Source organism: Pseudoalteromonas umbrosa (assembly GCF_030125375.1).
Classification (GTDB): Bacteria; Pseudomonadota; Gammaproteobacteria; order Enterobacterales; family Alteromonadaceae; genus Pseudoalteromonas; species Pseudoalteromonas umbrosa.
This window is the reverse complement of the sequence record NZ_JASJUU010000001.1, coordinates 1,571,343-1,590,856: the sequence shown is the minus strand read 5'-3', so window position 1 is coordinate 1,590,856 and position 19,514 is coordinate 1,571,343. Positions and strand designations below refer to the sequence as shown.

General features: G+C 41.4%; 15 protein-coding genes. 6 read left to right on the top strand and 9 right to left on the bottom strand.

The annotated features are described in order from the left end of the window. Nucleotides 1–70: 70 nt before the first annotated feature. Nucleotides 71–4,072: a PAS domain-containing hybrid sensor histidine kinase/response regulator gene (locus tag QNM16_RS06760; RefSeq protein ID WP_284019779.1), complete on the bottom strand. Its 4,002-nt coding sequence runs from the start codon at nt 4,070–4,072 to the stop codon at nt 71–73. Between the two features lie 91 nt (nt 4,073–4,163). Here QNM16_RS06760 and QNM16_RS06755 point away from each other — a divergent pair, with 91 nt between their 5' ends. The 3 genes from QNM16_RS06755 to QNM16_RS06745 all read left to right on the top strand — a co-directional run bounded on the left by QNM16_RS06755 (nt 4,164) and on the right by QNM16_RS06745 (nt 6,653). Then, nucleotides 4,164–5,243, top strand: a complete 1,080-nt coding sequence (locus tag QNM16_RS06755) for an HD-GYP domain-containing protein (RefSeq protein WP_284019778.1) — start codon at nt 4,164–4,166, stop codon at nt 5,241–5,243. Between the two features lie 14 nt (nt 5,244–5,257). After that, nucleotides 5,258–6,379, top strand: coding sequence for a response regulator (locus tag QNM16_RS06750; protein WP_284019777.1), 1,122 nt, complete (start codon nt 5,258–5,260; stop codon nt 6,377–6,379). A 145-nt stretch (nt 6,380–6,524) separates the two neighbouring features. After that, nucleotides 6,525–6,653, top strand: a complete 129-nt coding sequence (locus QNM16_RS06745; protein WP_284019776.1) for a hypothetical protein — start codon at nt 6,525–6,527, stop codon at nt 6,651–6,653. 443 nt (nt 6,654–7,096) lie between these two features. Here the strand turns inward: QNM16_RS06745 and QNM16_RS06740 are convergent, their stop codons facing one another. Next, on the bottom strand, nt 7,097–7,306 hold the full coding sequence (locus tag QNM16_RS06740) for a DUF1289 domain-containing protein (protein WP_284019775.1): 210 nt from the start codon (nt 7,304–7,306) through the stop codon (nt 7,097–7,099). Between the two features lie 267 nt (nt 7,307–7,573). Here QNM16_RS06740 and QNM16_RS06735 point away from each other — a divergent pair, with 267 nt between their 5' ends. Both QNM16_RS06735 and QNM16_RS06730 read left to right on the top strand, forming a co-directional pair. Further along, nucleotides 7,574–9,007 (top strand): MATE family efflux transporter, encoded by a 1,434-nt coding sequence (locus tag QNM16_RS06735; RefSeq protein WP_284019774.1) that lies wholly within the window; start codon nt 7,574–7,576, stop codon nt 9,005–9,007. Nucleotides 9,008–9,076: 69 nt separating this feature from the next. Further along, the gene (locus QNM16_RS06730; protein ID WP_284019773.1) at nt 9,077–10,420 is read left to right on the top strand and encodes a serine hydrolase domain-containing protein; all 1,344 of its coding nucleotides are present in this window, start codon (nt 9,077–9,079) and stop codon (nt 10,418–10,420) included. 47 nt (nt 10,421–10,467) lie between these two features. On the opposite strand, the gene QNM16_RS06725 is transcribed toward QNM16_RS06730, so the two are convergent. Together QNM16_RS06725 and dld are read right to left on the bottom strand one after the other, a co-directional pair. Next, nucleotides 10,468–11,403, bottom strand: a complete 936-nt coding sequence (locus QNM16_RS06725; protein WP_284019772.1) for an endonuclease/exonuclease/phosphatase family protein — start codon at nt 11,401–11,403, stop codon at nt 10,468–10,470. Between the two features lie 166 nt (nt 11,404–11,569). Continuing rightward, on the bottom strand, nt 11,570–13,285 hold the full coding sequence (gene dld / locus QNM16_RS06720) for a D-lactate dehydrogenase (RefSeq protein WP_284019771.1): 1,716 nt from the start codon (nt 13,283–13,285) through the stop codon (nt 11,570–11,572). A 200-nt stretch (nt 13,286–13,485) separates the two neighbouring features. On the opposite strand from dld, the gene QNM16_RS06715 reads away from it, so the two are divergent. Continuing rightward, a complete protein-coding gene (locus QNM16_RS06715) occupies nt 13,486–13,896 on the top strand; it encodes a hypothetical protein (RefSeq protein WP_284019770.1) in 411 nt (136 codons plus the stop codon). Between the two features lie 107 nt (nt 13,897–14,003). On the opposite strand, the gene QNM16_RS06710 is transcribed toward QNM16_RS06715, so the two are convergent. From QNM16_RS06710 to QNM16_RS06690, 5 genes are all read right to left on the bottom strand, one after another. Then, nucleotides 14,004–14,648 (bottom strand): NAD(P)H-binding protein, encoded by a 645-nt coding sequence (locus tag QNM16_RS06710; RefSeq protein WP_284019769.1) that lies wholly within the window; start codon nt 14,646–14,648, stop codon nt 14,004–14,006. Nucleotides 14,649–14,731: 83 nt separating this feature from the next. Then, the gene (locus tag QNM16_RS06705; protein WP_284019768.1) at nt 14,732–15,193 is read right to left on the bottom strand and encodes a GNAT family N-acetyltransferase; all 462 of its coding nucleotides are present in this window, start codon (nt 15,191–15,193) and stop codon (nt 14,732–14,734) included. 513 nt (nt 15,194–15,706) lie between these two features. Beyond that, nucleotides 15,707–16,609, bottom strand: coding sequence for an ABC transporter ATP-binding protein (locus tag QNM16_RS06700; protein ID WP_284019767.1), 903 nt, complete (start codon nt 16,607–16,609; stop codon nt 15,707–15,709). Continuing rightward, a complete protein-coding gene (locus QNM16_RS06695) occupies nt 16,606–17,415 on the bottom strand; it encodes an ABC transporter permease (protein WP_284019766.1) in 810 nt (269 codons plus the stop codon). Before QNM16_RS06695 ends, QNM16_RS06700 begins: the two co-directional genes overlap by 4 nt. Nucleotides 17,416–17,545: 130 nt before the next feature. Then, nucleotides 17,546–19,360, bottom strand: coding sequence for a M2 family metallopeptidase (locus QNM16_RS06690; protein ID WP_284019765.1), 1,815 nt, complete (start codon nt 19,358–19,360; stop codon nt 17,546–17,548). Between the last annotated feature and the right edge of the window lie 154 nt (nt 19,361–19,514).

The window sequence follows — 19,514 nt, the reverse complement described above, 5'->3', positions numbered from 1 at the left end:
ATCAGCTATAACACCACCAAAACAGTGTGAGAAGATACACTGTTTTATAAAACTAGATACATTACGATTGTTATGCTGATTGCTCTAACAGTTTTGCTATCACTTCTCTAGCTTGGTCGAATTCAAAGTCTTCAATAAGCTCAATTAGCTGCGAGCATGTTGCTTCGTTGATTTTATGATGCTCTTTGAGCTCATAAGCTTTTTCGACTGACTGTGTGTCACAACTGAGCAAAAGTTCCTCTAGCTCAAGGAAATCATCTCGTGTCACAGTTAGGCTTACCACGTTTGATGATGGTGGCGGTGGAGCTTCTTCACTTTGTAATTCACCTAATTGTTTGTGTAAACCTCTGAGGTAATCTGTCAGTATTTCAACGGCTTGCGGTTCAACTTTTTGCTGGTTTGCAATGGCGTGTTCAATATCAGATGCTTGTTTTGATAGGTTATCGATACATAAGTTTGCGCTGGCGCCTTTCAACGAATGTGCGATACGCTCAGCATGTTCTAAATCGCCGATGACAAGCGCTTGATTTAGGTTGATAGTTTCTTCAATCTGATTTCTGGCAAACTTTTTGATGATACTCCAAAACGCTTTTTCATTACCGCCTAAGCGCTTTATCGCACGCTGAATGTCTACACCCTCAAGTTCAGTCTCTTTCGTAGCGTTAGTGTCTTTTATTTCGCTGGGGGGATGGTTGATCACAGGTGGCTGGTGGTCAGTTGAACCTTGTGTTTTATATAAGTGGCTGTGGAGGGTTTGGGCCATTTGATTGAAGTTGATGGGTTTACCTATATGCCCATTCATGCCAGCGGCTTCGCATTTTTGTAAATCTTCCTTCATTACATTTGCCGTCATAGCGACAATAGGAAGTGCTTTATACTGACTTAGTTCACGTATATTTTTAGTTGCTGTATAGCCATCCATGACAGGCATTTGAATATCCATTAAGACGATGTCAAAAGCATGTTTTTGTACCATTTCTACAGCAATTTGGCCGTTATCCGCAATCGTCACATTGAGGTTTAAAGAGCTCAGCATTTCGTTCGCAATTTCTTGATTTGTGCTGTTATCTTCAACTAGCAGCACTTTTTGTTGCTCAAAAGTTGGTGTAATTTGATTTACTTGCTCTGAGTTACTCAAACTATTTGACTGTTCTGAGAGGTTGAATGACTCCATAATCGCGTCAAGTAGCACAGATGCATTGACGGGCTTTAATATAATGGCATCGATTAAATCATGGATTTCAGAGTTCATGCCAATATCTGTGCCATAGGCTGTGACAAGCACGTATTTTGGTTCTTTTGGTAGCTCTAGGGAGCGAATATGCAAAATAGCATCTATGCCGCTCATATTCGGCATTTTCCAGTCCATAAAAATGATGTCAAAGTCGCTGCCTTGCACCAGTTCGATGGCACCGGAACCACTTGCGGCACAGGTCACTTGGAACTTCATTGCTTTAAGTAAGTTTGTCAAAATAGCACGGGCGCTTTCGTTATCGTCAACGACTAATACATGCTTGCCAGCGAGTTGGCTGTCAGGGCAAATTACATTGGTCAATTTTGCGGATTGCAGACCACAGCGCACAGTGAAAAAGAACTCTGAGCCTTGACCTTTTTCGCTATTTACGCCTATTTCTCCGCCCATGAGTTCAACTAACTTTTTAGAGATACTCAAACCTAGACCAGTTCCGCCATATTTTCGTGTGATCGAGCCATCGGCTTGTGAAAACGCCTTAAACAACTTGTTTTGTTGCTCTTGAGACATGCCGATCCCAGTATCTTTGACGGTAAATTTTAACGTTGTTTGCTCATTTTCTTGGGCGACAGCGTTGACCGAGATGGTGATTTCTCCTCGCTCAGTAAATTTAATTGCATTGCCGCATAAGTTAATTAGGATTTGGCCGAGTCTAAGCGGGTCCCCGACTAGACTAATAGGGACGTCAGGGGCAATATCTAGTAACATTTCCAAGCCTTTTTCTTGCATTCGAATGACATTGATATTGACCACATTATCCATGACTTCTTGAAGCGAGAAATCAATGTTTTCTACTTCAAGTTTGCCTGACTCGATTTTTGAAAAATCTAGAATATCGTTAATAATCCCAAGCAAGCTCTTAGCAGCTTGATCAATTTTGTTGATATAGCCTGATTGTTGGCTTGTGAGTTCTGTCCTTAAAGCTAAGTGACTCATACCGATAATGGCATTCATGGGAGTGCGAATTTCATGGCTCATGTTCGCTAAAAACTCGCCCTTAGCTGTACTCATTTCGTCGGCTTTATCTTTTGCCAATCTGAGTTCTAGCTCCATTTGCTTACGTTCAGTCACATCAAGCAGCAGACCAACAACGCCTGCGAGTTGGTTTTCGGCATTGGTAAATACGGCTTCATACACTATAAAATTACGAGGTTCACCCTCGGAGTTTTCAATTTTTATTTCATAGTGTTGATTAGATTTTCCATCAATAAGGTCTTGGTGAGATTGCTCGAACACTTGTGCAATTTCATAATTAAAAATATCTTCAGCCGTGGCATCTAGTACATCAGCATCAAAAGTACCGAAGTATTGGTGAAACACACTGTTTACGCCTAAATAATTACCTGAGCTATTTTTGTAATACATGGGACTGGGTATGGCGTCGAGAATTTTTTTATTCAGTTCAAGTTGTTCGACGATGCGCTTTTCAGCTTTTGATTGTAAATCAATATTTTGTGTTAACTGCAAACTGACCGCTAAATCATTTATTACCGATTTTATCCACTTGTAATCTTGATCGGTGAGTTCTACGAGACTACCCAGTTCAAGTAAACCAATACTGTCGTTACTGACGACCAATGGAAAGTAGTAGAGTTCGCTAATAGAGAGTTTTTCGCCATTGAGCTCAATCGCATATTGCTCCTGTTCAAACTTCATGGAATAGGGCTTTTGCGTACTTAAAACATGAAAATGAATGGAGTCATAATTACTGTAAGTTCTCGCGCAGTTACTGCTGTAGCCAGTCCCTGCGACACGCGTAAGGACTTTTTGCTCTTCAAAAACATATAAACCGAGTAAGGGTACAGATAAACGCTGTTCTAAAAACTGTAGTAATTCTTCTCCTAGCTCGTTCGGATTTTTCTTTCCGCGAAGGGCTAGGCCAAAGTCTTTCATGATGGTGTTGAATTCGAGTTGCTCCGACAAGTCGTTGAGTAATTTATTCATTGATTTAGATAAATCGGAAAGGTCACCTTTGACGGTTTCATCCAATGTGAAATTGTAATTGCCCTGCTCAACATTACTGACGACTTGCTTTTGGATTGACGCAACGGGGTTAATATATAATTTCCAAAGTAGGTAAAAAGACAAAGCGATATTGATAAGTAAAATAAGGTTAAACACATTCCTCAGCATATATGCGGTATTTAGACTATTTTGATGACTGGCTAATTCAGCATTTAATCTGGATGTTATGGCTCGATGCGCCTCTCCTATGGCCGACATAATCTTAGATTTTTCCACTAAATAGTTGTCGCTAAATAGAATTTTTTGAGCGCTGATTAAATCAGGATCTGAGTCTTTAACCCAGTTGCCATAAGTGTCTTTGTGTATGCCTTCAATTGCATTAAATGCACGGCGCTCTAAACTGACCAGCGAATTAGAGGTTGAAAGCGCATTTTGCATTTGCAGTAATTCAAAATCTTGTGCACCAAGTTGCTGAAAGCGCTCAATGATATTGTGGCCATCATTTACTCTCTCAAACTCAGGTATGCTTGAATGAGGCGCAGCTAGGCTATCCCAATAATCATAGGTATTTGCGTTTTCTGCATGGACTTTTCCATCGCGCACTAACAGCGTGTAACTAAATAGCTTTTGCCATTTTTCGTTGCCGGTGACGGCGTAAGCTCTGGCAAAGTTTGTGAGATTGTCTGAGCTGAGCTTTAGTTCATGGGATAACTCAGTAAGCTTAAACAACTGTGTTTGCTTGTCAGATAGCGCATTAACCTCGATGCGCACATAATGAGACATCAACCCGATCCCAATACTGACCAACAGCATTATTGAGAAGGTGATAAAGAAGCTGACTCGTAAACTTTTCATCTAATCCAGTCCGTGCTTGGCGTTTCAGTAATAATAGACCTATATTTTTTGTGTGGTGAACAATTGTGCAACAAAACATATAGAAGAAACTATGGATCAGCTCAAAACGGTGTTAGTAGTGGACGATGTGAAGGAAAACCTCGCTTTCATGACTGAAATTATTAAAGACAAGTATCGTGTTTTGGCAGTAAAAAGCGGTGAAGCTGCGATTTCAGTGGTTGAGAAAAACCATGTTGATATTATTCTGCTCGACGTAGTGATGCCAGAGATGAATGGGTATGAGGTCATTAAGTACCTAAAATCTCATGAAGTGCATCAAGAAATCCCGGTTATTTTCCTGACTGCAAAAACCAGTGTAGAAGATGAAGAGAAAGGCTTTTTGCTCGGTGCGTGTGATTATATTAACAAACCCATCAGCCCCCCTATCTTATTAGCTCGACTCAATACCCATTTATTAAATAAAGAATCCAAAGATATTTTAAAGAACAAAAATGATTATTTGGAAGAAGAGGTTCAAAAGCGCACTGAGCAAATGTCACGTTTACAGGACGTGACAATACAAGCCATGGCGAGTCTTGCTGAAACGCGCGATCAAGAAACGGGCAACCATATTCGCAGAACACAACTCTATGTGAAGCTACTTGCAACGATTTTATGCGAAAAAGAAAAGTATAAAGAGATCTTAACACCAGAAGTAATCAATAACTTTTACAAGTCAGCACCACTGCATGATATCGGCAAGGTGGGGATCCCCGATAACGTTTTGCTAAAGCCCGGAAAGTTGACCGCTGATGAGTTTGAAATAATGAAAAGCCATACTGTATATGGCCGTAATGCTATTGAAACAGCCGAGTCGGCGTTAGGGCAAACGGATAGCTTTTTACAAACAGCAAAAGAGATTTCTCATTATCATCATGAGAAATGGGATGGTTCAGGCTATCCGAAAGGACTTAAAGGGGAAGAGATCCCACTTAGTGCGCGTATGATGGCCATAGCTGATGTTTATGATGCTTTGATAAGTCGTCGTGTTTATAAAGACGCGATGGAGCATGATAAGGCCATTGCAATTATGCGAGAAGGGCGAGCGAGTCATTTTGATCCGGAATTATTAGATGAATTCTTGGCAAAAGAAAGTTTGTTTTTTGACATTTCTCAGCAGTATCGAGATTAGTTTTTGGGGGACGTATGTCGTACTCAATTTTGTTAATCGATGATGATGAAGTAAATCATGACATTGCAAAAACAATGTTAGGTGAATCCCATGAGTATTTTTCGGCTTATAACGGAGAAGAGGCATTAGCCTTATTTGGTGAGCGAAAATATGATGCGATTTTGTTGGATGTGGTAATGCCTGGTATGAATGGCTATGAAGTGTGTAAGGCCATAAGGCTGGCACCACAAAATGCGCAAACACCAGTCTTGTTCGTGTCTTCCAAAGATGACATTGAAGATAAGTTAGAAGGGTTTAAAGCTGGTGGCGATGATTACATTACCAAGCCCTTCGATGTAGAAGAATTGAGCTTTCGTATCGACCGTTTAGTCAAATATAGTTGTGAGATAGATACCTTAAAAGTTAATTGTGAAGCTGCTGAAGAAGTAACCATGACGGCTATTACTAGCTGCAGTGAACTAGGTTTGTGTTTAGAGTTTATAGAGAGTTCTTATCAATGTAACACTCTTTCGGATTTATCGAATGCGATATTGGCAACTTGTCAAAACCTACACTTACACGCGTCTGTTCAGCTTGGGTTATTAGGTGAGTTTCGCGATTTTAGCAATTGCGGTGCGATTAACCCACTAGAGAGTGAATTACTTCGAAAAGGCAGGGACAGCAAGACTGTTATCAATATTGAAAAGCGAAGCTTTTTTAACAGTGCTTACTGTTCGTTGTTAATCAAAAATATGCCTATTGATGATGAGGAAAAATACGGGCGGTTTAATGATATTTTAGCTTTAGTTGTTAGAGGCGCTGATGCAAGACTAAAAAGCCTAGAAACTAACATCAAAGCAATCCAAGCCAAAAACAAAGGGCTGAGAGAGTTAAGTCAGGTTGCAAGCAGGGACTTAGAAGACATAGAGCAAGTGTTTAAAAATTACCACAATGCATGTCAAGAGTTAGTTGAGCGGCTTATTTTTGATGTAGAAGACTCAATGATGTCGTTTGGTGTAAGTGATGCCCAAGAGCAGACTTTAAGAGAAACGTTAGACAGTGCTAAAGACGACCTGCAACAAATTCAAGAACACTCTGAAGATATGTCTGCTACGTTCAACGACTTTTTTATTAAATTAGACAAGTTAATTGATTAATTTCTAATGCTTTACTTCATTTTTATATAAAAATAAAAGGTTTTTATATTCATTTATTGTAAATAAAATGGCAGTTTGATATTTTGTTTTATATCTATAAATTATTTTATAGTTCTTTTATTTTTTATATCGATTGGAGTAGTAGATGCCAGGTCAGAGCGTTATACCAAAAAGTTTATTAAAGCACGTTTTTGGAGGCCGAGGAGCAGGCTGGTTGCCAGATGAGAGACCAGATAAACCAAAAGAAGATGACAAAACAGAAAAATCAGATTGATTAAATTTGGTTCCCCTTTTGCTGTAATTTTTTGATTTTTGGTGTAAATGTAAAGTAGGTAATATGTGTGCGAGAATGAAGTCAATAGAAGCGCAGTCTTTCTTTGAATATCATATAACATTATTTGTCATACTTATTCTTTTCGCTCTTATTATTATACCGGCTTGTCGGATGTTGATAAATAACCAATTTGACAAGCAGGGTATTTACGTTTTGGTTACTAGGTTTACATCAAGGTGCGTTTTGAAGAGTAAACTTGAAGTAAGTTTACTCTTAATAGTTTTATGTTATTTAATATACTTTATAGTATATTTTGTTATTAATTTTTGCTTTATACTACCTGATTGAATTTTATTAAGTGCATAATATCTACACATTAAAACATCAACTGAGAAGGTGTATGCAAGCTACCCGATATCAAATTATGAGAGAAACACTCTGCCTCAAATGTTTCTTGTGTTGAGCCTCTGTTTTTTTCTTACTTCGCATCTAGCCAAAATCTCTTGCTTTTCTCCAATGCTTTTGGTGCTCCAACCAACAATTTCATCAATGCTTCTTAAACATCCAATACAGATATCTTGGCTATCAAGGCAGCAGTTTCGAATACAAGGCGAAGTGGGCTGTTCTGAGGGGGCTACAGGGTTTTTGGTCATAATTTACTACTTAATGCTTTGCTCACATAGTTAGTATGATGCTTTTTGAGTTTTCAGGAAAGTAGCTAGTTTAATTTGCTAGTTGCTGGAGGTGGGACTTTATCTTGATTCTTTGCTACTTGGTCGAGTTTTGAACCTTGTTGGGAACTATGATGGGAATTTTATGTCTTGATAATTAGTGAGCATACTGCTCTATAAAGTGGTTGCATTAAGAGCGTTAGAGACTTTCGTAATAAAGAAAAAGAAGCAAGGAGTTGATCACAGGTTATGACAAGTGTTCAATCACAGGGTTTTAATAAAGTACCTAATCAGTCTTGTACTAAGCAACGTGCAAGGGCAGTCAAAAAGCGTTGGATATTAACAGGATCAACCAGTGCAGTACTAAAGCAGCTAACGATGCCTATGCTCTTTGCTATTTTGGCGCTGTTTAGCGCAGATCTCATTGAGCTATATTTCGCATCTCGGTTAGGTGTGGAAGAGCTAACAGCAATGAGTTATACACTTCCTATTCAAGCGACTTTGTTTGCTTTTGCAATTGGGCTTGGTATTGTTGTCGCGACTCGTTTAACACAAGCACACCAAGTTGAAGAACTTGCTGCGGTGAGCTTGATATTTACCGTCCTTGTCGGTGCTATATTGGCGTTGTGTATTTGGTTAAACTTGTTACCAATATTGAACATACTCGGCTTTTCAGATTTTGCTCAACGAGATGATGTGTGGGCATCCCTTAAAAGCTATATGCAGTATCGTTTGGGTGCTGTGGTGTTCTTTTTCCTTGTTATGGTCATTTTTGGGGTTTTACGGGCGTTCGGTAATATGCGCGCTGCAGCACAGTTGTTGATTGTATTTTCATCAACTCAAATTGCTGTAAGTGCAGCGCTCTTCTCTCCTTGGGCTACATCTAATATGGCGTTAACTGGCCTAGAAAAGCTGGGAATAGCGCACTTGTTTGCAGCATTTATTGGTTGCATCTGGGCTTTGTATCTTTTGATCGTCAGAGAAAATATTTCAATCAAAATTAGTTTGTTATCGGTACAAAGCCGTCAAGGATTTCGTTGTTTAACGCGCCTGTTAGTTCCAATCGCGTCGATGCAATTATTGACACCTATTGCACAATCGGTATTGATGGCAATTGTCGCTTCACAAGGCAGTGATGCGGTTGCAGCATATGGTGTCGTGATGCGCCTAGAGCCTCTGGCATTGCTATTGCCTATGGTACTCACGACTTCTTTACCTATTTTTGTTGGTCAAAATTGGGAGGCGAAAAAGTCGTTACGAGTTAGGCGTGGCATTAAGTTATCTATTCTTGTCTGTATTGCGTGGCAGGTTGTTGTCTCTGTTGTACTTTTTAGTGCAGCAGATTTATTGGGTGTGGGGTTTTGTAAACAAACATTTGTCAGTAGTTCAATTGAGCTAGCTTTGACTGTTTTGCCTTTGTCTTATATTGCACTGGCCGTAGCCATGCTATATGTCAGTTGTTGTAATGCCACAGGGCGGAGTGTGGCCGCACTTAATGTCAGCATTGTTAGGTTATTTGGCTTGTCTATCCCGTTTGCATTTTTGGGTTCGTATACAGCTGGTTTTGTTGGGATTGTTTGGGGGCTAGCTCTTGCCAATGTTGTATTAGGCTTAGGGTTGTTGGTTTATTGTGTATCTCAGCGTGAGCAATTAAATCTCTCAAAGCGCAGTGCTATAAGTTAACCAAAATGTATTTTGTATTTATTGTTCAGTTATTCGTCATAACATCGAAGAATAATAAAAGGCATAAATATGAAAAAAACAAACTTTTTACTGGGGAGTATTGCATCGGTTGTCTTGTTAAGCGGCTGCAATTCAGACATCAATGTGTTGCTCGGTTACAGTGCTAACCAGTTGTGCTCTAGACATTTTATCTCTGAGGAGCCAATTGAATTTATTAAGCAGCGCGTTATCCCTGAAGCACTTGGGGCGGTGCAGGGCGAGTTGCAACTGGACGTAGACAGTACGGCTAAACAAGTATCTCTGTCGACTCAAATAGATGGGACGACATTGACTCGCACATCCGTCTTTCGTGAAGGGCTCGGTTGCACTTTGCTTCATGACTTATCACCTGCACAATTGCACGCACAGACAGCGGATCTTGATTTTCCAGCACCATCACCAAGTACACCAATTGATAAAGCGCTTCGTCCTGATATTTCATTAGACTCTTTTTTCGCAACTAACCATAAAGGCTATACGTGGAGTGATAACACCTTTGCGGTCGCCGTCATGCACAAAGGTCATCTGGTTGCACAGCAGTATGATGAGTTTCATAATGGCGGGTCACGGATGCTAAGCTGGTCTATGGCTAAGACCTTAACGGGGTTAATGACAGGGCTATTGGTCGACCAAGGAAAACTAACCTTGGAGCAGCCACTGCGTTTTGGTGAACATGTTATGACAGTGAAAAACCTCATGAATATGAGCTCTGGCGTCAAATGGGCTGAAACACCGGATATTCATGGATATGAAGACTTAGCGCCTATGTGGTATCACACTGGGGACTCGGTCAATTATGTTACGCAATTGCCTAAAGACTACGAGCCGGGGAGTAAATTTGAATATGCCACAGGCACAACTCAGTTATTAAGCAGCGCATTGATGGATGCATCAGGCGGTGATATTCAGTCACTCAATAATTTATATCAAAAACATTTTTTCGCACCTTTAGGTATTAATAATGCAATCGCAGAATTTGATGAAGCAGGTAACCTCAGAGGTGGTGCGAGAGTGTTTCTGAGTGTGCATGACTGGCTCAAAATAGGTCAATTGTTTATCAATAATGGCCGTTGGCAGGGGGAACAAGTTGTCTCTGAAGCTTGGCTAAAAGAGGTGATGATGAGCAATGGCGTTGATAAACATTATGGTGGTCAATTGTGGCTTAACGATATGAGTTTTTGGTTGCCTAAGTTACCAAAAGATACGGTGTCACTGCGTGGACATCGCGGTCAGTATGTTGTGATCATTCCATCAAAACAATTGGTTGTGGTGCGCCTTGGTGCTTATGGCGCGGTTGTGAATCAACACCTTGGGCTGGCAAATAAACGTTTGTTCAAGTCAGTATTGGATGTGATTGAACAGTTAGAAAAGTAAAATATAGGCGGACAGTAGTGGATTGTCCGCCAATGTTTAAACTGAACTTAATTTAAATCGATGCTCAATGCACAGTGGTCACTGAGCATTTCTTTTGGCTTCATATTGTCAAAGTAGTGGAATTTTACACTGCCTTGCACATATTTTTGCTTCAATGTGTTTGATACCAAAATGTGGTCGATTGGTGCAGGGTAGTAAGGGTGACACCCTGTTAGCATTTGGTTGGCATTGAAGAAAGTTGCTTTAGACAAATCGTTTGGTGCTTTGTCTGCAAGACCATTAGGGTAGTAAAGGTCACGACTCACGCGATTATATGGTGCGGTCAACCTGTGGTTAAAGTCTCCAAGTACGATGAAGTTCGCTTGTTCAGCACTTTTTGTTTCAACCCAGTTATCCAGTAATGGCACTTGCTTGGCCAATAATTTACATGACTTTTTGTCTGAACGACGATAGTCATCTACGAAGCAGCCACTTTTCAAGTGCACATTCAACAGGTCAATTGTTTTACCTTGGTAGCCAATTTGGACTTCTAAGCCACTTCTTAGACCCATTTGTATGTCAGAAAACTGTTTATGATGAACTACTTTCTCAACATTTAGAGGCTTTTTCACCGCAAAAGCGACTTTTTGCTGTGTTGATGTCAACCCATTACCACGGCATGTGTAGCTTGGGCTGTCTTTTCTGTCAGATAAAATGAGCTGCCACTGTGACTTGTCAAAAACAGTCTCTAGGGCTTGGATTGAGCCCACTTCTTGAAAGGCGATGACATCAGCATCTAGTGATTTTGCATATTGTTGTAAAGCGCTGATCTCTTGCTCAGTTCTTGGCTTACATCCTTTGCTGTTATCAGCAGCTAGGTGTTCAATATTCCAAGTAACAACACGTAGCCCTGTATCTTGCTTTTCGTTTGGATTCGTTGCGTTACAGGCACTGGTAAGTAGCGCACATAGTGCAAGTGCACTGACTTTGAAAGTATGATTCATAATTCTAATAACTTGAATATTTCTAATAGCGATATAGTGTATCAAAAATATTGCAAATAGATTATATAAATATTTTTATTCATCGCGAATAAAGGGGCATTTAACTCAGTGGCGAACAAATGGCGTGAAGCGCTGCAATACTTGCTAAGTATTGCAGCGAAAAAGATTATTTATCAGCAGGTTCATGCCAGTGTTTGCACTTACTGGTTTTGCCGATCCCCGGGTTAAATGAGTTAGTTGGGTCGAGCTTTTTATAAAAAGACTTTAATGCGTCTTTGGCGAAATATTCGTGTCCCACGTTATGCTCCGCTGGATATTCAGCACCCCGTTTATCGAATGTTTCCAAGATTTTATTTTTGACAGCCTTTGCGTCCACACCTGGTTTCATAATGTAGTTTTGATGCATAACATGGCAGAAAAGGTGGCCATAATAGAGCTTTACAGCAATTTGCTCATCAATTTCAGGAGGTAATTGCTCGAACCAATCTTGTTCGTTACGAGGGAAGGCAACGTCAATGGTCATAATTGCGCCCATTTCTTTGCTGTTCATGGTTTGCATTCGGCCAATCGCGCCACCGGCGACAAAGCGGTGCAAAATGGCTTTTTCACCTTCATCTTCGGTACACTCAAAGTAACTCCCCTCATTGGTTTTGAAAAACTCATCAAAGTAAGCTTTGGCTTCAGCAACACCTGCGTTACTCATTTCGACAATCCAGTGATGCTCATAACGGTCGCGGTATTCATCCATGCGCTTTGGCAAGTGATTTGGCCAAAGGCAACTTAAATATTGCATGATGCGATCTGAAAACTTATTGGGTAAAAACTTAAAGTTATCAGCAATGCGATCCACTGTGCGTTTGATCCCAAACATTTTTGGAATGTATTTAGAGCCGAGTTTGTCGATTACCAAAAAGGTATCTTTACCGTACTTCTTAGAGGCATCATAACAATCTCTATGCAGGTATTCCCCTGATACCGGTAAGTTGTCAAACTTAGATAAAATGTCACGGCGTATTTGCGCTAAAACGCCAGGGTCATTTGTGCCCACATAAAATACTTGATGCTTATCAGGAACAGGGTAAGTATCTAATCTCACTGCAAAAACAGCAAGCTTACCAGCGCAGCCTGAAGATTCATAAAGACGACGCCCATCATTATTGAATCTCGAGGGCGTATCGGCATCCACATCTCTTACACGCTCATGGTATTCATCATCGGATGCGCGCAGCTCTGGGAATTGCACATCGGCATCTGTGTAATTTTGTTCTTGCAAATTAGTCAGGATTTCTTCGGGCGTATTCCCAAGGTTTATACCGAGATTATTAACCAGTGATAAGTTTCCTTGGTCATCTATTTGTGCGAATAAGGACAGCTCTGTGTATGCTGGTCCTCTTTGCACTAATGCGCCACCTGAGTTGTTACAAATCCCGCCAACAATGGATGCGCCAATGCATGATGAGCCGATCACAGAATGCGGTTCACGACCATGTGGTGCTAATGTGTCTTCTAGACCAAATAACGTGCTACCTGCTAGGCCAACGATTTGTTTGGCATTGTCGATAAGCTGGATACTATCAATGCGCATAGTGCTGATGATGACAATAGGGCGATCATAATCTTTGCCATCTGGCGTAGAGCCGCCTGTTAGACCAGTATTAGCAGCCTGCATGATAACAATGACGTCAGCGGCAACACAGGCTTTGAGTGCTTGCCAAATTTCCAATAATGTAGCGGGTCTCACCACTGCTAATGCTTCGCCTGAACCAAAACGAAATCCTTTGGTGTATGGCTGCTTTTTAGTGTTATCAGTTAGTACAAAGCTGTTACCAACGATAGACTTGAGTTCTTGTATAAGGGCGGTATTTGAAGCGTTATTGGTCATGCTGTTCTCGGAAATTGATCTTCTTTTGCATTCTTGACGAGGGATTGGGGACTAGTATACAGCAAGGTTAAGAAGGAGTGAAACCAATGATTTGCATGTTAATAAGTCCCTTTTAAAGGAAATATCACAGCAGATGAAGAAATTTAACGGCACAACAGTGCGAGGGTTCTACAATAATATCTAAGTCACGCAGTTCTAAAATGAGAGAATTTAATATGCTAATCAAGGACAGACTGAATGTATTAACTGGGTCTACCCTAATCGTAGCTACTTTTATACTGGCTGGATGTGAGGGCAATCAGAGCTCGCAAAGCACTGGGAGCGAAGTACAGAGTGTGCCAAAGTCCAGTATATCGAATGGCATTTACAATGTGATGCATGATGAGCAAAAATTCGTAATGGGCGCGTGTGTCGAATTGGGGTATCCATTGTCTATTTCAAAATCCCAAGCGTCTGCAGAGGAGCAGTCAGCCTGTTCTCGTAATCTAACCCATAAATTTGAAGCTGATACTAAAAAGTCGGACACCAAGCTTAAATGGCGGGTACGTGTTCAAGGTGTTGAGCTCCAGTGTGAATGCGCGGGCTACGCCACGCAGGCTGGCCGTAATTGAGTTTAAATAAAGTTGTATCTCAGCGCATATGTCAAACGAATTTAATCCAGACTTTGTGATCTTGGGTCAACAATTCATTCCCTCGAATTTCTGTTATAAAAATCTGGCTAGTAATCGAATAATACATCCAGTGCATAGGTTTGAGTTTCTTTGTGCTCTGCCATCGCCACTGATACCATTTTCTGCGCAACTTGCTGCCCAGAGATTGGACGGTACTTTTTCAGCCAAGGCAGTTTACAGATAGTCGGTAACAGGTAATTTCCGAGGGTTTCCGCTATGCGTGTATCTGCTCTTTGCCCAACCAGTAATGAAGGTTGGAAGATGTTGACCGTGTCAAAATGCAGCAGTTTCACATGTTGTTCAAGTTCACCTTTCATTTGAAGGTATGGACTGAGGCTATTTGCATTGGCACCACTGGAAGAGACCAAAAAATAATGCTTTATCTGGTTTTGGGCAGCAAGTTGAGCAACTTGAAGCTGATAGTCTAAGTCGACGGTTCTTTGCTTTGCAATCGAGCCTGCTTGTCTTTTGGTCGTGCCTAAACAAGAGAACAGCATATCACCTCGAAATATATGGTCGAATTGACTCAGGTTATCAAAGTCCACTACTTGGTTTGTGATCTTAGGCGATTGATAATTAACAGGTCGCCGTGTAACAGCAGTAACGTGACTCACTGAGGGGTGTTCTGCAAGTTGTTGCACAAGGTTTTTACCAATAAGACCTGTTGCGCCGAGGACAATTGCTGTTTTCATTGTTTATTTAGACTTTATTCATTGTCGTGATGGTGTATTAAATATAGTGCATCAGCTAATAGCAAGTATTTTGAGTTATGTAATTATCCTTCGAGTGAAAGCTGCATGAATACAGAAGAGGGTTCTTGACGATATTGCCCAAACGCATCGCAGAATTCGAATCCAAATGCCTCATATAGCTTAATTGCTGCATGTTGTTGATCGCCTGTTTCTAGCTTGATTTGTTTTAGCCCAGTTGCTTTAGCTTGCGAAAGTAGGTGTTGTATGATCGCTTTCGCCATGCCCTTGCCACGCTGAGATGGTTTGACATAGATGCGTTTTAGCTCCGCGTATTTTGATTGATCTTGTTTAACAACGTAGCTGCCGCACGCGACGAGCTCTTTTTGTTCATAGTGACCGATGAGATAAGTATTGGGGTTATCCACTTCTTCGATTGGTATTAGATCGTTGGCCTCTGCGGGGTAGAGGCTATTCATTAACGTATCAATTTCATTAAATAGCGCTGCAAGTCCTGCGCTTTGGCTGCTTAATTGAATAAACTGCATGGTTTTCCTTGTCGTATTGTTTATTCACTGATATTAGTTCCTAAAAGAGGGTGGTCAAGTCTTAATCTAGAAATAAGCGTCTAATATATTTAACTTTTTAGTAGTGCCCTGTTACCAACTGCGCGAATTGAGACTCAATTCAACATATCCGCACGTCACAAGATTATTGAGGTTAGGAACGCCAAGAGGTTTGCCACGGCTGTGATTGCGGGTCGAAGGTACAAAGTACACTGCCTTCTAGAAAATAATTTTTGGGCGCGAAGCCGCGGTGTAAAATTTTGGCTATGTCCATTGCGCGTGTTGCTGGGCTTGTCATGATTTGTGTATCTGGCAATAGCCCCATGTGTCGTTGCCAGTTTATTTGCTCGCAGGTTTGACTGGTCTATCAAAGTCATCAATAGATGAGTCTTTCCAGCTTGATTTTGCATGACGGACCAGCCTGAGTGTTTTCACTTTTGCCTCGTTTGTAAGCAAATACACACAGCATGGTCCGTAACAAGTTATATAATGTCGTTAATCAACAAATAACTGGTTTTCAAGCGTTCTGCCGTTGACCAGTTGCTTGTAAGTCCAACTGTTTTCATGGATCAGGGTGAGTAAAGATAAATCAAACGGCTCATCTTGCTTGGCATATTCAATAACAAGCTCATCAGATTGGGTTTGTTTGATATTTTTAACACCACTCAGCTCAGCTATCTTGTCTTTCATTGGGGTGTCAAGATTGAGCATTTGCAAAGTAACAAAGCTGCCTTGTTCACTTTGGTAAAGATCACTTTGATGGCTTGAGAGTTGTCCTTGTTCTAAATAAAGCACGGTATCACAGAGACGCTCGAGCTCACTGAGGTCGTGTGAGCTTAAAATGAACGTCATATCACCTTGCAAAGATGCAATGAGGTTGCGAATTGCTTTGGCGTTTTTCGGATCCAATCCGGCAGTAGCTTCGTCGAGCAATACAATTTGCGGACTGCCTAGCAATGCCTGTGCAATACACACGCGCTTTCGCATGCCGTGAGATAGCTCGCCCGTTTTTGAGTTGGCAACATGGGCTAAGTCGACTAGTTCTAACACGCGCTGTGTGTCTGCTTCGGCCGCCTTACGCGACATGCCTTGTAACTGAGCAAAGAAGCTCAGCTGCTTTGCGACTGAAAATTTGGGATCAAGTTGCGCATCTTGAGGCAGTGCGGAGATTTTGCCAAATAAATTAGCATCACCGGGGTTGTGACCAAGTACACTAATTGACCCGTTAGTTGGCTTCAAGTATCCGCAAATAATGCTGAACAAAGTTGTTTTGCCTGCTCCGTTTGGACCAACTAACGCCACTGTACTGCCTTTGTTTATTGTAAACGTAACATTGTTTAGTGCTTGTTTAGTACCAAACGTTTTACTCAAAGAGGTTACTTCAATCACTGTACTCATAAATCTCTTCCTTTTAATAAAATATGTCCAGTGCCAAGCAACACCAGTGTTTGGCATGCTGGAAGTAGATAAGCAAATACAGGGGTATTTCGCCAACCGGTTAGCTCTGTAACTTGATGCCCAGGTATAAGATAATTTAACCAATCAAGCATTGGGTACTGTGCACCGAGATAACTGATCACAGAGGCAACAATAGTAAAAAATAAAATGGAAAAAACGATACTCATTCTTGCTGAGTTAGTGACTAGATTTAGTAAGCTCATCAGCGCGATAAAAGGTAAGCAGGTGAGCAGTAGCTTGCCCCAAATCGCGATTGATTTAGGCAAAGCGGATGCAATCAAACTGGCATCTCGATAAAGCATCATGGCAAGCGTTGCAACGGTGACAAGAGCGATAAGTGACGCCAAGATCATCACTTGTCCTGCAAATCTACCAAGTAATATTTCTAGCCGTGTGCTGCGCATGGTTAAAAACCTTAAAGTACCTCTATTTCTATCTTCGACGGTTTGGTCTGCTGTGACAAATACTGTGAACATAGGAAAGGTAAATAGACCAATCAGCCAAAACATTGCAAGTTCTGCTTCCGGCCAAGATATCAAAGCAGACAGTCCGACAGTGCCAGCGACTTGCCCGACAATGTCTGAAAACTCATAGCTGCTAATGAAAGGGACTGCATTGTAGATGGGGTAACGCAAAACCATAAGCCAGACAAGAAAAAATGCAGCAATGGCGAGCCAGCCGCGTTTGGTTGCAAATAAACGTGTGAGTTCAAATTGGCCAAATAGCCAAGTGCGTTGAAAATTCATAAGGTCTCCTCATTCAGATCAATACATTAGCTTGAATTGTTGAGAGGAGGAAGCAAAAAAGTGTTGCAGAATATGGCGCTTGAAACAAATAGCGCAGCTAGGCGCTGCGCTATTGAATTTTAATTAATTATTACCAACCACACTGACGGCCTTTGTTTTGTTCGTCAAGGTACGCTTGTAATGGCGCAAAGTAGTCCAGAATTGCAGTCGCATCCATTTGTTGGTTACCTGTTACCGTTTCTAGGGCTTCTTGCCAAGGTCGGCTGCTACCCATTTCAAGCATGGTATTCAAACGCTCACCAGCTTCTTTTGAGTTGTAAACAGAGCAGCGGTGGATAGCTTCTTTACTACCGGCAATTTCACACAGTGACTTGTGGAATTCAAACTGCAAGATATGTGCTAAGAAGTAGCGAGTGTAAGGAACATTGCCCGGAACGTGATATTTTGCACCTGGGTCAAAGTCGTTCTCGGTACGTGTTACAGGTGCTTTTACACCTTGATATTTTTCACGTAGTTCCCACCAAGCTTGGTTGTATTGCTCTGGGCTGATTTCACCTGAGTATACTTTCCAGCGCCACTGGTCGACTAGCAGACCAAATGGAATAAACGCGACTTTATCCATCGCCATTTTCATTAATAGGCCGATATCTTTAGACTCATCAGGTACTTGTTCAAGTAGACCGATTTCTTTCAAGTAGCCTGGTGTAACCGAAAGCGCGATGGTATCACCAATGGCTTCGTGGAAACCATCATTGGCACTTTCTTGATAGTAAAGAGGTAGCTTGTTGTAAGCGCGCTGATAGAAGTTATGACCTAACTCATGGTGAATAACGGAGAACTCTTCACCGGTTTGCTGAATACACATTTTGATGCGCAGGTCATCTTTGTTGTCTAAGTTCCATGCAGATGCGTGGCATTGAACATCACGGTCTTGTGGCTTTAAGAATAATGAACGTGTCCAAAAAGTCTCTGGTAATGGTTCAAAGCCCATAGAAGTAAAGAATTTCTCAGCGCCTTTGGTCATCTTAATCGCATCGTAGTCGTTCTCTACAAGTAGTTTGGTCAAGTCATAACCAGGGTCGGCATTTTCTGGGGCGACTAGGTCATAGACGTTACCCCAAGTCTGTGCCCACATGTTACCTAACAGGTGCGCAGGGATCGGCTGGTCTTGTGGTACTTTGTCTTCACCGTACTTTTCGCCAAGCTTCGCGCGTACATGGCAATGTAGTGAGTTATAAAGTGGCTTAACTTGGCCCCAAATACGGTCGAGCTCTTTTGCAAAATCATCTGCTGGCATGTCGTATTTACTTCGCCACATTGCACCAGTGTCAACATAACCTAACTCATTAGCACCTTCGTTGGCCAATGACACAAGATCCGTATAAAGTGGTCGCATTGGCTTGGATACCTCGCGCCAGCCTTGCCAAATATCTAGCAGCTCTTCGTAATTTCGACTGGTGGCCATTTTAGCAGTCATGTCACCAAGGCTCATGCAAGTACCATTTTTACAGTACTTACCTTTACCATAGAGACCATCAAGCTCAGCAGATAGCTTTGCAAGCTCCGCTGTTTTTTGCGGATCTTTTGGTGCTGGAAGTGTTAAATTCAGCTTCAATTTATCAAGCTTTCGACGGTTATCGTAATTTAACTCTAGGTCATCAAATTTGGCGGCTTCGTTGGCAAGCGCAACCAGTGCTGCTGTGTATTCTCTGCCAACTTCTGCAGACAGTGCGGCGGTATCCTCAGTAATAAAGTTAGCGTAAATCCATGATGCTCTGCTACTTCTGACGGATAAATCTTGTAGTTGCTTTTCGGCTTCTGCTAGAAATACCTCAGCGTCTTTTTCAGTTAGTTTTTCAGTCGTTGTTGTTGAATTACAGCCACTCAGTGAGAGTGCCCCAGCGACAAAGATTGCGCTTAGGCTGAGTTTAAATTTTGCTGACATTTTGTTTTCACTTTTTGTTATAGAGAGCGGTGATGATAGCAGTGTCTGTTAATGTGCTCAATTATCTGACGCCAAACTCGGAGGTAAAACATTAAAGGAATTCATTAATACTCTTCCAAGATCAACAAAGTGAGTGAATTATTGAGTTAGTGTG